The 12823-nt window shown below is 54.5% G+C and carries 11 protein-coding genes; 3 read left to right on the top strand and 8 right to left on the bottom strand.

Features of this window, described 5'->3' with window-relative positions:
• Positions 1-148: 148 nt before the first annotated feature.
• The 3 genes from WG68_RS12665 to WG68_RS12655 all read left to right on the top strand — a co-directional run bounded on the left by WG68_RS12665 (position 149) and on the right by WG68_RS12655 (position 2389).
• A complete protein-coding gene (locus WG68_RS12665) occupies positions 149-586 on the top strand; it encodes an OsmC family protein (RefSeq protein ID WP_046558068.1) in 438 nt (145 codons plus the stop codon).
• Between the two features lie 133 nt (positions 587-719).
• Positions 720-1121 carry a type 2 periplasmic-binding domain-containing protein gene (locus WG68_RS12660; RefSeq protein WP_046558067.1) on the top strand — a complete coding sequence of 134 codons (402 nt, stop codon included), beginning with the start codon at positions 720-722 and terminating at the stop codon, positions 1119-1121.
• Between the two features lie 26 nt (positions 1122-1147).
• Positions 1148-2389, top strand: a complete 1242-nt coding sequence (locus WG68_RS12655) for a hypothetical protein (protein ID WP_046558066.1) — start codon at positions 1148-1150, stop codon at positions 2387-2389.
• Between the two features lie 92 nt (positions 2390-2481).
• Here the strand turns inward: WG68_RS12655 and WG68_RS12650 are convergent, their stop codons facing one another.
• From WG68_RS12650 to cydD, 8 genes are all read right to left on the bottom strand, one after another.
• A complete protein-coding gene (locus tag WG68_RS12650; RefSeq protein WP_046558065.1) occupies positions 2482-3372 on the bottom strand; it encodes a ribose-phosphate diphosphokinase in 891 nt (296 codons plus the stop codon).
• A gap of 35 nt (positions 3373-3407) precedes the next feature.
• The gene (locus WG68_RS12645; RefSeq protein WP_046558064.1) at positions 3408-4982 is read right to left on the bottom strand and encodes a thymidine phosphorylase family protein; all 1575 of its coding nucleotides are present in this window, start codon (positions 4980-4982) and stop codon (positions 3408-3410) included.
• A 162-nt stretch (positions 4983-5144) separates the two neighbouring features.
• Positions 5145-7181, bottom strand: coding sequence for a S9 family peptidase (locus tag WG68_RS12640; RefSeq protein WP_046558063.1), 2037 nt, complete (start codon positions 7179-7181; stop codon positions 5145-5147).
• 111 nt (positions 7182-7292) lie between these two features.
• Positions 7293-8159, bottom strand: coding sequence for an MBL fold metallo-hydrolase (locus WG68_RS12635; protein ID WP_046558062.1), 867 nt, complete (start codon positions 8157-8159; stop codon positions 7293-7295).
• 117 nt (positions 8160-8276) lie between these two features.
• Positions 8277-8717: a DsrE family protein gene (locus WG68_RS12630; protein WP_046558156.1), complete on the bottom strand. Its 441-nt coding sequence runs from the start codon at positions 8715-8717 to the stop codon at positions 8277-8279.
• A gap of 28 nt (positions 8718-8745) precedes the next feature.
• Positions 8746-9327, bottom strand: a complete 582-nt coding sequence (locus WG68_RS12625) for a rhodanese-like domain-containing protein (protein ID WP_046558061.1) — start codon at positions 9325-9327, stop codon at positions 8746-8748.
• Positions 9328-9381: 54 nt separating this feature from the next.
• On the bottom strand, positions 9382-11091 hold the full coding sequence (locus WG68_RS12620) for an amino acid ABC transporter ATP-binding/permease protein (protein ID WP_083981881.1): 1710 nt from the start codon (positions 11089-11091) through the stop codon (positions 9382-9384).
• On the bottom strand, positions 11081-12814 hold the full coding sequence (gene cydD, locus WG68_RS12615; RefSeq protein ID WP_046558060.1) for a thiol reductant ABC exporter subunit CydD: 1734 nt from the start codon (positions 12812-12814) through the stop codon (positions 11081-11083). The genes WG68_RS12620 and cydD overlap by 11 nt, the downstream gene beginning before the upstream one ends.
• Positions 12815-12823 lie beyond the last annotated feature (9 nt).

Here is a 12823-nt window from a genome sequence, read left to right as displayed (position 1 = left end):
GCTAGCGCATTGATAAGTAGCTTGGGGCGCTGGCACTGGCTTTGTGCCTGGCTATCATAGCAAAGCTTGATCCAGCTCAGCTAATGCGCAGCAGTGATGTACTATTATCACCCAGTACATTAGCAGAACCTAATTAGAGGGTGTAACAATGAGTGATATTAAAACAATAACCGTAAATGCCAGCATGGCCGGCGGCTTTGCTATTAGTGGCGAAATTGATGGCCATACAGTGATGATTGACCAGCCCGTGGCCGCCAAAGGCAGCGGCACCGGCCCGACCCCACTGCAAATGCTGCTTTTTGCTATTGGCGGCTGTATTGGCACTATTGGCCGCATTGCCGCGTTTCAGCAAAAAATTACCCTGCGCGGTATGCAGGTTAAGGTAGAAGGTGATTACAACCCGGCCGGCTTACTGGGTAAAGTCAGCGACGACAGAGTGGGCTTTACCGAAATACGCATCAGCGCCGTGATTGACGCCGATTTAAGCGAGCAGCAAAAGCAGCAGTTTTTAGACGAAGTATGCCAGCGTTGCCCGCTGCACGATAACCTAAGCCATACCACGGCCGTAGTGCATAGTTTGACTTAGCGGCTGAGCAGCCGGCGCGCCTCGGCGCGCTTATCGGGAACTTCTTAATTTTATTGCTCATTTTAAATATGCGGCTACGCTTAATTAGAGTTTGTAACCTCACTTACTATCTTGCATCTTTGCTGGGGGTGTTATGAAGTTATTTAAGTTAATTATGTTGCTTGCCGGTTGTACATTGCTGCAAACGGCACGGGCAGATCTGGTTATTGTGGTGCATCCGTCAATGAATGAGATGGTAACCATTGACGATATTAGCCGGGTTTATACCGGCCGCTCCTCGGTACTGGAGCCGGTTAACCTGGCGGATGCTAATCCGCTCAGAAGTGTGTTTGATGAAAAGGCGCTGGGGCGCACGTCATCGCAGATTAAAGCCCACTGGTCAAAGTTAGTGTTCACCGGCAAAGGCACGCCGCCAAAAGAGTTTGCCAGTGACGACGAAGTTGTTAATTACGTAGCGAATAATGAGTTTAGCATTGGCTATATCGATAGCTCAAAAGTCACGACCAGCGTAAAAGTGCTGCATACGATTAAATGACACTTTGTTCTCTACTTGGGGGCTTTATGAAATTTTTCATTATTATTTTACTATTTTGTCTGCCTACCACATTGCTGGCAGCCGAGTTTAAAGTAAGCGGATACGGTTCAATTGTTGGTGGCAAAGTGCTCAGCGGTCAGAAAGATCCTGCTGGTGAGGTTGAATTCCAGGTCGACTTTTACGACTACGCCTATTACGACGAAGACTGGGCGTGGGACAAAGAGTCCAAGGTTGCGTTGCAGCTGGTGGCGTCAATCAATGAACGGCTGGATGCCACCATTCAGCTGGTGGCAAAAGCAGCTGATGAGTGGTCGCCCGATATTGATTGGTTTTACCTTACCTACAAGCTGAATGACGCCAGCAAAATAATGGCAGGCCGCAGAATGCTGCCGATGTACTATTTTTCTGAGTATATGGAAGTGGGTTTTGCCTACCCCTGGATCCGGCCGCCGGCCAATTTATATTGGTGGGAAATTACCCAGTTTAATGGTTTAACCTATTTGTATAACTTTGAACTTGGCAACTGGGATTTTGATTTCAGCGCCTTTTTCGGTAAAGAAACCCAGACTAAAATTAAATCGCATGATTTCTGGCGCAACAGAGGTGGTTATTACTTCCCGCCGGAAGGCGTTTATATCTCGGGCACCGCAGATGTCACCTGGAGTGATATTATGGGGGTGAATTTGGCGGCCGCCAATGACTGGCTGGATATCCGGGCATCTTATTTCTCTACCCGCTATACCACCACTTCTGACATTATGTTTTTTGATGAAATTGACACTAATGGCGATGGCATCGCCGATACCGTTATCGAACGCAGAACCAACCCGGATGGTACCCCTATTCGCTCAGGACAATGGTCGCTAACCGATTTTGATTTGTCTTTTTATGGCCTGGGCGGCTCGATGTACTTTACCTATGCCACTGTGTTGTTTGACTATAACTATGTGACCTACGACGATGGTTATGGCTCACGCTTCCCCACTTTTTATATCAGTGCTGTTTATAACCATGATACCTGGCAACCTTATGTCGGTATTTCCCAGGCTAAATTAAAGATCACCAGGGATTTTGACGGTTTTGGTACCGGCGAGGCGGAAGAGCATCAAATTATGACGCTGGGTTTGCGCTATAACGTGATGCCCGGCGCAGCGTTAAAGTTTGAACTCAATAAATTCAAGGACAAAGGCGATAGAAGCCCCTGGTATGACTTTAGTTATCATAATGATGCAACGCTATTCAGTGTTGCCCTGGATTTTATTTTCTAACCGCCTGCCCGCCGTTAACCAAGATAAAGGAGCCTGCCGGCTCCTTTATCTTTACTGTTTAAACCAAAACGTACCGGCTTTATGCTTTGCTATCACACCAGCAACGGCGTAAGCGCCTGCGCCAGCAAGGGTGCCATGCTGATGGCATTGCTGGGATGAGCAATGCAGTCGGTGCTCCATACTTCGTTAACCCCCGCGGCTTTAATTACCGTTAAGGCATCACCGGCAAACAGCGCATGGGTTACCGCCACATCCACCGAGGCGGCGCCGGCGGCCAGCAACAACTGGCCGGCGCCGGCCAGGGTGTGGCCGGAGCTGGCAACATCGTCCATTAATACCACCTGGCGGCCTTTAACGCCGATAGCTGGCAGCTGAATGTGCACCTGGGTATCACCCAAACGCTGTTTGCTGCACACGCCGTAATCACAACCAATTTGCGCCGCGGCCAGTGCCACCCATTGCGCCGATTCCGCATCTGGCCCGATTAACAGTGGCCTGCTACGCTCACGGCCAATCAGCTCGGCCAAACGCGGTGCGCCGCTTAGCGCTATGGCCGCACCTGTCGGTATGGCCTGGCTTAACTGCGCAATGCGATGCAGGTGCGGGTCTACCGTAATCACCCCATCAAACAGCCCGGCTAAAAACTGGCCAATGATCTGCTGGCTGACAATTTCGCCGGCGTTAAAGGCGATATCCTGGCGCATATAGGCCAGATAAGGCGCCACCAGCCACAGCCGCTTCACCCCAACCGAGCGGGCATGGCGGGCCAGCAGCAACAGTTCAACCAGCTTATCATTGGGGTTATCCAGGCTGCGATATAGCACCAGCTGCTCGGGCACCGCATCGGCAAACGGCAGGGTGAGTTTTAACTCCTGATCCGGGAAACGGTGCTGCTGGTACAGCGCCAGCGGCAAGCCGGCGGCGTCGGCCAGGCGCTGGGCTGCCGCTTGTTCATCCTGACTGCATAGCAGTAATACTGACATAGGGTGTGATTCCTCAGGGTTTAATATTCGACAGACTAATACTCGACAAACAACGGCTGCAACGCCTCGGGCGGGCCAATAATATAACCTATGCTGCGCTCGCAGGCCTGGCGGGCAAAGGCCAGTTCGGTGGGGTACGCCGCATATACCCGGTACAACAGCTGGCCCTGGCTTACCACCGTGCCCAGCTTGGCCAGCAAGTCGACCCCCGAGCCTTTGGCCCGTGGCGCGCCGGCCGAACGGGCAATCCGGGCTAGCTGCACATTGTCGATGGCCACCACAGTGCCGGCAACCGGTGCTTTCACCTCAAAACTCAGCGCCGATAACGGTGGCTGGTTGGGGTCGAAGTCTTTTTTACCCTGGGCGGCAATAATATCCTGCATTTTAGTCAGCGCCCGGCCCGAATCAAGAATATCGCGGGCAATGCCAAAGCCATCACCGCCGCGCACATCGGGCGCAAACTCCAGCATGCGCCCGGCCAGACGCAACGATTTCTGGCGTAAGTCCATTGGCGCGTCGGCATGGTTTTGCAGCACCTGCATAACATCGCGTGCTTCCAGCGCCGGGCCTATGCCATTGCCTATCGGCTGGCGGCCGTCGGTGATCACCACATCGATGGTAATGCCCATGCGTTTGGCCACAAATTCAAATAGTTTACGCAGCCGCTGGGCTTCCGGCATCGAGCGCACTTTGGCAGTGGGGCCGATTGGAATATCCAGCAACAGGTGGCTGGAGCCGGCCGCCACTTTTTTTGATAAAATAGAGGCCACCATCTGGCCCGGTGAGTCAATCGACAAAGGCCGCTCTACCGAGATCAGCACATCATCCGCTGGCGATAAATCGCTGCTGCCGCCCCAGGCTAAACAGCCGCGGTGCCGGTGCACAATCTCGGTCAGTAGCTCAAACGGCATATCAACCGTGGCCAGCAGCTCCATGGTGTCCGCCGTACCGGCTGGCGAAGTAATGGCCCGCGACGAGGTTTTCGGGCATAACATGCCGTGCGCAGCGACAATGGGCACCACCAGCATAGAGGTGCGGTTGCCGGGAATACCGCCAATGCAATGTTTGTCTACCACCGGGTGTTCGTGCCAGTCGAGCTTGCGCCCCACTTTACTCATGGCGTCGCTTAAAAAGAACACTTCTTCCCGGTCGAGCTCGCCCTGATTACAGGCCACCACAAAGGCGGTAAGCTCAATTTTCGAGTAGCGGTGGCTGGCAATATCCTTCACGATGCGGTTAAAGTCATCAGCGCTTAAGCGTTCGCCGGCAATTTTACGGTGCAGCGCCGGAATAGAGCGCGCCGGCTCGGCCGGTGACACCGTTACCGCCTCGCCATCCGGCACACCTAAAATGGCAAAGGCCTCTTCTGACAGGCCTAACTGCTGGCAGCCGACAATGCTGGTGTCATCTACCACATTCAGGCTGGCCAGAATACGCTTGCCTCTGGCCTGCACTTCTATTTTGGCCAGCGCCTGAAAGCCCTCGGCCCGGTATATTTCGCAATCGCGGTGCAGGTAGGCTACGTTCTCGCGGTAGGTGTCTATGCCTACCCGTTTTAGGGTAAGTTGCATACTTTTGCTGCCGTTATCGGCTTTGCCAGGCGTTGTCATACTGCTGTCTCAAAAGGCTTTTAGTTAATCTAGCCGCCAATGGCCGCTGAGCCAAGCACTTTGCTGATTATCTGCTGTCGCTTTGCGACAGATCAGGTTGTGGCCGGCATAAAAAAAGGCGCTGTGTCAAACACAACGCCCTGGTTTACTGCGAGCGGTTGCTTACTTTGCCCCTGGCTCGGCGAATTTAGTCATCCAGTCTTTTACCTGGTTGTACCAATAAATCGAATTATTCGGCTTTAAGATCCAGTGGTTTTCATCCGGGAAGTAAATCATCCGCGATTCCACGCCACGGCTTTGCAAGGTACGGAATAATTCAAAACCCTGGCCGACCGGTACCCGGTAATCGAGCTGGCCATGAATAACCAGGGTAGGCGTGTTGAATTTATCGGCTGCATAATGCGGCGAAATACTTTTATATATTTCCGGGTTATCCCAGTAACCGCCAAAGCGGGTGGAATGCACGGCAAAATCGGCCGCCATTTGCGAGTACATATTGTACACGGCGGCATGGATCAGCAGCGCTTTAAACGGGTGCTCGGTACCCAGCAAAATAGAGGTGAGATAACCGCCATAACTGGCACCACCGGCAACCATCCTGTCGCTGTCTATCCAGCTTTGGTTTTCAAACCAGTTAGTGGCAGCCTGAATATCGGCCAGCGGCTTAGTGCGCCAGTCCGGGTTGATGGCATCGGCAAAATCCTGACCAAAAGTACTGGAGCCATGGAAGTTCGGCCAGGCCGTGACATAGCCCCAGGATGAAAAGGTTTGCGAGTTCCAGCGGTAGCTGAAACTGTCGGTAAAGGCATTGTGCGGGCCGCCGTGAATCAGCAAAAACAGCGGGTATTTTTTGCTCTTGTCAAAACCCGGCGGGTAATGCAACCACATTTGAATGTCTTTGCCCTCCGCGCCCTGATAAGTGACCGACTCGTAACTGCCCAGCTCCACCTGCGCTAAAATATCATCGTTAAAGCTATCGAGCCGTGTCGTATTGCCGCTACGCGGGTCGATACTAACTAAGCGCGATGGGAATAAAAAGCTGTCGTTAGTGGCAATCAGCCGGTTGCCGGCCAGGGCCGGCTGGCCAAAGCTGGTGGCTTTAGTAATAGCCCGCGGCTTACCACTGCGGCCATCAATAAAGTATAAACGGTTGGTAGCGGCGTCACCGATGCTGGCGTAAAAACCGCGGCTATCGGCAGCCCAGACAAAGTTACTGACCGAGCGGTCCCAGTCGGTGGTGAGCACCCGGCTGGTTTTTCTGGCTAAATCGTATAGCACCAGGCGGGCGGTATCGGCATAAAAACCATGAATTTTCTGCTGGCTGAACGCCAGGCTTTTGCCATCCGGGCTGAATTGCGGGTTGCTGTCGGGCGCCTGGTTAGCGGCAGTAATATTCTCGGCACTGTGGTTTTCTGGATTAGCACCACCAATTTGTGCTAAAAACACATCAATTTTGGCATCAACCTGGTTGTCCCAGCCATTGGCGTTAAAAGCAATGTAACGTTCTTGCGGGTGAATATCGTAACTGGCAGCGCTCTGGCTGGATCGCGGTAATTGATAACCCAGTGGCTGGGTTACCGGCTGTACTGCACCGCCGGTGGCGGCAATACGAAACACATGCGCCTGGCGGTTTTCGTCAAGCCAGTGGTCAAAATGCGAGTAGGGTAAGGCATTCCACTGCCGGGCTGACAGCTTGCTGTCTTTATTGGTTTTCAGCTGGGTTTTCATCTCGTCCCAGTTTTTATCCGGCCACACCCGGCTGATAAAATACAGATGCTGACCCACCCACTTAATACCATAGACGCCGGTCGGCACGTCGGTTAAGCGGCGCGCTTCACCCGGGCCCTGCATTGGCAGCAGGTAAATCTGGCCGGCGTCGTCTTTGTCACGCTGGCTGATAAAGGCCAGGGTGTTGCCGTCGGGCGAAAAAGTGGGCTCGCTGGCACGCAGGCCTTCTGCGGTTAACGCCGTTTGCTGTTTGCCATCGCTGCTAAACAGCCACAAGCGGCCATTGGCTTTGTCGGCGGCCACATCATAGCTGGTAACCGGCGCCACTATATGCTTGCCGTCATTTGACACCACAGGCGAGCCGATGCGTTGCATTTGCCATAAGCGTTCAACGCTGAGGCTGGTGTCGTCCTGTGCCCACGCCAGTAGTGGCAGCAGGCACAACAGCAACACAAGGTGCAGTTTTTTCATTGGTATAACTCCAAAGTTGTAAGGCCGTGTTGATCTTTGCTGATTACTTTTGCAATAGCTGAAAATAACACAGCCAGTAAGGTACTGGCTGTGCTTCGCGATAATCAGCAGTTATAACAGGTTAATGGGCACCTTTAAATAGGTGGTGCCATTGTCTTCCGCCGGTGGCAGCTGGCCGGCGCGGATATTCACCTGCACTGAAGGTAAAATTAACCGCGGCATGGCTAAGGTGGCATCGCGCGCCTCACGCCGTTGTACAAAGTCGGCTTTACTGACGCCGCCGCCAACATGGATATTATGTTGCTTTTGCGCCGCAACCGAGCTCAGGTACTGATGCTCGCGCCCGGCTGGCGGATAGTCGTGGCAGATATAAATTTCTGTGTCAGCAGGCAGCGCCAGCAACTTTTCAATAGAGTCGAATAAGGTGCTGGCACTACCGCCCGGAAAATCGCAACGGGCGGTACCGACATCCGGCATAAAAATGGTATCGCCGACAAAAGCCGCCTGCTCGTTAATAACATAGGCTAAGTCGGCCGGCGTATGGCCCGGCAGATGCATGGCCCGAATACTCATGTTGCCTACCTGCAGCGTGTCGCCATCGGCAAACAAGCGGTCGAACTGCGAGCCATTGGGCAAAAATTCTTTTTCAAGGTTAAACACGTCTTTAAAAATAGCCTGTACCTGGGTAATTTCAGCGCCAATACCAATGCGGGCCCCCAGCTTGCTGCGCAAAAAAGGCGCGGCCGATAAGTGGTCAGCATGGGCGTGGGTTTCCAGCACCCAATCCACCTGCAAATTGTGCTGCTTAACATAAGCCAGTATTTGCTCAGCACTGTCGGTACTGGTGCGGCCGGCTTTGTAGTCAAAGTCGAGTACCGGATCAATAATCACCGCTTGGCGACTGGCAGTGTCGCTCACTACATAGCTGAAGGTTTCACTGTCGTTGTCTAAAAAAGCTTGTACCTGATAGCTCATCATTGTTACTCCCCAAGATAGTCTGGATATTCACGCCTAAAGTTAAGTGTATACTAATATAGTATAAGCTTATTCTTTTTGGAAATAACTTTAACTGATTAAACTCATCATTTAAAGCAATTAGAAACTGAACACCTTTACCTCTGGTGCCAGCATCTGCTTCGCAATGTCGGCTGGCTGAGCCGGAGTAATACCCTGCAGCAAATCAGCCGCTGTCAGCCCTTTGTTCGGCAAATATAATGCACAAACCTGCACCTTAGCACCGCCCTGACGTAACTTAGCCAGTAACTGGCCTGGTGTGGCGCTCATTGGTTTTAACATCTCAGCCTGATGATCCGGCAACGCCAGGTCGGCCGCGCTGTCGCACAACAACACTGATACTGTCGCACCCTGTTGTTGCATCTGACTGGCCAGCACCATCGCCATGCCCTGTGTCTGGCCGGAAGCACTGGCCAGATTGATCAATACCTGTTGCTCAGCCAGCAGCGCGCTGCTAAAGATTGCAGCCAGACTGGCCGCCAGCATAGCCCTTTTTTTCATTGCACTTGTACGATGTAACATAGTAATAACTCCGGTTGATAAAAGCAGTTTAAGGTTGATTGCCAGGTGCTTGCCAGGCCACATCGGCCGGCACCCGGTAGCTCCAGGGCAGGCCAGCATTGCGCCAGCCATCCAGCGCCCGCACGCCTTTGGAGGGCCCCTCTTTTAAGGTATTGCCTTCAAAGCCATCAGTAACAGACCAGACATTGCGGTAACCGTATTCGGCCAGCCGATCCACTGCCGGTGCGCTACGGGTGGCACCACTGCGACAAATCAAAATGATCGGGGTATCTTTTTGCGCGCCCAGTGCCGCCAGACGGCTGAGAATTTGCGCATCAAAATCCGGGTTTTGCTGCATGGGCCAGCTTTGCTGCTGTGCATGCCAACTGCTGGTGTCAGTCAGTTGCCAGGGCACATGTATTTTGGTTGGGGTGGCAAAACCGGTAAATTTCACTTCTACCGGGTCGCGTACATCCACCAGAATGGCAGCGGGTTGCTGCTGCAGCATCTGATACGCTTCCACTGCTGTAACATACAGCCCCAGCTTGCTTTTGGTTAAGTCCTGCGCCACGGCGGGGGTTACAGCAAAGCAACTGGCTGCCAGTAAACCGGCCAGTATTAATGTTTTCATGGTTTAACTCCTTCTCTACGGTTGTTAATATCAGCACTGAGCCAGGCATAGCACTTACAGGGCTAATTGCCGCCACTGGCTGCCGGCTAAAAACGGCGGCGCCTGATGCAGCAGCAATAACACCCATTTGTCCGCCAGCCAGGGCTGCATGTTGTGCCAGATGCGCGCCGCCATCTCGGGGTCAAGGCCATTAAAGGGTTCGTCCAGCACCACCAGCTGCGGCGCACGCAGTAACAGCCTGGCCAGACATAAACGCCGCGCCTGGCCGCCGGATAACTGCTGGCCGGTATCACCCAGCCAGCTATCGAGGCCCTGGGGTAACCCTTCGGCCCACTCGGAAAGTTCCAGCAGCCTGAGTACCTGCCATAACTGCGGCTCGCTGATCTGGCTCAGCCCCAGGGTTAAATTGGCGTACAGCGTATCGGCCAGCACGCTGTTGTGCTGCGTAAGATAAGCGCTATGCTGCCGGATAGTCAGTTGAGCAGCAGCAGTGAGTGGCTGGTTATCAATAAGATAGCGACAGCTCGCGGCCAGTTGCTCAGCCTCTGTTAACCTTTCGGCCAGCATTAAACCGGCTAACGTCGATTTGCCCGACCCGGAACGGCCGGTAACCAGTAATCTGGGCTGGCTTGCATGCAGCTGCAGCTGCAACGGCGCAGCCTGACTGGCTGGCAGCCGCGGGTGCCCTGCTACTGTAAGTTGCAGACTTTGCCATGTTAATGGCGCAACTGGCTGCGTTGTCGCAGTTGACTGTTGCTGCCGGGCCAACGGATAAAGCCGCTCGGCGGCAAAGCGGGTTTTACCCAGCTGGCTGAGCTGAGCGGGCAGCAACTGCAGTAATTCTCCCAGGCCAAATACGGCCAGTACCAGCAGCACGGCCAGCGGCGCATTAAACAGCCCGGCATTAAAACCAGCCATCGCCAGCAGCGCTGCCAGTACCACCTGCAGGCTGTGTAAGGCGTTGACGGCTAACTGGGCGTTGGCCTGCTGCCTGGCACTGTGCTGTTGCAGCTGGCCAAGCAGCTGGTTAAGCTGGCACAAGCGCTGTTGCTGCTGCGCCTGCAGCCTGGCTGCTCTGAGTTCAGGCAGGCCCTGTAAATGGTTGATCAGCAGCGCCCGCGCCTGATTAACCTGGCCGGCCAATTGCTGGCTAAGGGGTTGCTGGTAACGAATAAGCAAGCCAAAAATAACGCTGCATACCAGCAAGCTAGTGCCCAGCAACAGCAAACCCGCTGGCCATGACCAGATACTGACTACCGCGCTGAGCAATATTACACTCAGTAATGCCGTTAGCGGTGGCAGTAACAAACGTAACAGCAGGTTGTCGAGGCTTTCCAGATCGGCTGTTAAACGGCTGAGCCAGTCGGCACTGGCCTGCTGCTCGATAGCGGCCGGGCTCAGACCAGCCAGGCCCTGAAATAACTGTTGGCGCACCAGTGCCAGTTGCCGCAGCACAGAATCATGGTTATACAATCGCTCCAGATAGCGACTGACAGTGCGGCCCAGCGCAAAAAAGCGGATACCACTGCCTGGCAGATACACGTCCAGTGCCAGCATGGCGCCGGCGGCAACGCTGATACCGGCAATGGCGGTAGCGGTGATAAACCAGCCAGACAGGCCCAGCAAAGCCAAACCAAAGGCCGCCGTTACAAAGGCCAGCAAGGTCCCCAGCAAAATCCGACGCCGCTGCGGCCATAACAGTTGTTTGCTCCAGTACGCCAGCGCCCTGTTGTTTGCCGTGGGGTGTGGGCTGTTAATTTTCATAGACGACCTGCCCTGTTGGCTGTGTTACCTGTTGCCCTGGCGGTGCCAGTTGCCAGTGCTGATCGGCCAGGGTCAGCAGTGCCGGGTCGTGACTGACCAGGATCAGCATAACCTGCGGCTTAAGCTGCTGCAGAGCGCTGAGCACCAGATCCCGGCTTTGCTGATCTAAGCTGGCGGTCGGTTCATCTAGCAGCACCACCGCTGTCGGCGCCAGTAATACCCGGGCCAGCGCCAGCCGTTGTAGCTGGCCACCCGACAAGCCCTGCCCCAACTCACTGATTTGCCGGTACAGCCCCGCCTGGGTTTCCAGCACCAGTTCGGCTAAACCCAGTTGCTGTAACACCTGCAACATTTGCGGCTCGGTCGCCGTCGGCGCTAATAATTTCAGGTTGTCGGCCCAGCTGCCATTGATTAACCAGGGCTGCTGTGGCAAATAAGCGATGGCATGCTCTGCCAGCGGCTGCTGGTTAAGTAACATGCTGCCCGGCGGTGTATTAAGGCTGAAGGGTGGCAGTAAACCGGCCAGGGTTTGCAAAATGGTGGTTTTGCCCAGGCCGGACTCGCCACTGATCAGCAGACACTGGCCGGTATGCAAACTGGCATTTAAATTAGCCTGTAAACAGCCCGCTGCAGGGTAACCTACCGCCAGCTGGTTAATAAGCAGATGTTGCCTCGCTGGCGGCGCTGACGCCTGGAGCGGGGCGACCGGGCTGGCTGGCTGGCCTGCTTGAAAATCGGCCGGGCATAGCAAGGGGGCTAACTGGTTGGCCGCAGCCAGTGCGCTGGCTCTGTCATGGTAGAACTGGGCAAAGCTGCGCAGTGGTTGAAAGAACTCGGGCGCCAGTATTAAAATAAACAAGCCGGAAAATAAGGTAAGGCCAGCCGCCGGCCCCCAGCTGATGGCCCCCAGTAAACCAAAGCCGATATACAGCGCTACGCTGGCAATGGCGACACTACTGAAAAACTCCAGCACGGCGGAGGATAAAAACGCGACTTTTAAAGTACGCATTAATACCCGCCGATACTGATCGCTGCGACTGGCCACTTCCAGCTGACTGGCCTGCACCGCCTGTAAGCGCTGAATGGTGGCTAACTGCCTGATCCGATCCAGAAAATGGCCGGCCAGCCGCTGACGCAGCACAAAATGGCGCTGGTTAAGCTGCTCAGCGCCCAGCCCGACTAATACCATAAACAACGGAATAAGCGGTGCGCTGATTAACAGCAGTAAGCCGGCCAGCCAGTCCACACTGCATACCGCCAGCAAAATCAGCAGCGGCGACAGCAAGGTTAAGTATTGTTGTGGCCAGTAACGGGCTAAATAGCCATCGAACGCCTCAACATCTTCCAGCCATTGGCTGGCCAGCGCGGCCGGTGATTGCAACTGCAGCTGATCCACCGGCCGGCGTTGCCAGCTTTGCAACAAGGCCTGGCGTAAAGCCTGGCGGCCGGCGACACTGGCGTTACTGGCTAACAGCTCCTGCGCCCGCAACAACAGCAGACGCAGCGCAATAACGGCCAGTATGCCCGCCAGTACCGGTAGCGGCAGCGCAAAACCGGGCGCGGCCAGCAGGTTCTGATATAACAGCCAACATAACAGATACCACTGGCCAATTAAGCAGGCGCTGGCCAGGGTACCGCAAACCACAGCTAAGCGCAGTTTGCCCGCTTGCTGCTGACTGATAAAGCGCAGCAGCGGTTGCGCCGAGCCAAACTCAGCAGCCATAACGGCTCT

This window comes from Arsukibacterium ikkense, from assembly GCF_000987775.1.
In the GTDB taxonomy this organism is placed as follows: domain Bacteria; phylum Pseudomonadota; class Gammaproteobacteria; order Enterobacterales; family Alteromonadaceae; genus Alishewanella; species Alishewanella ikkense.
The sequence above is the reverse complement of the archived record's forward strand: the minus strand, read 5'-3'. Positions and strand labels throughout refer to the sequence as shown.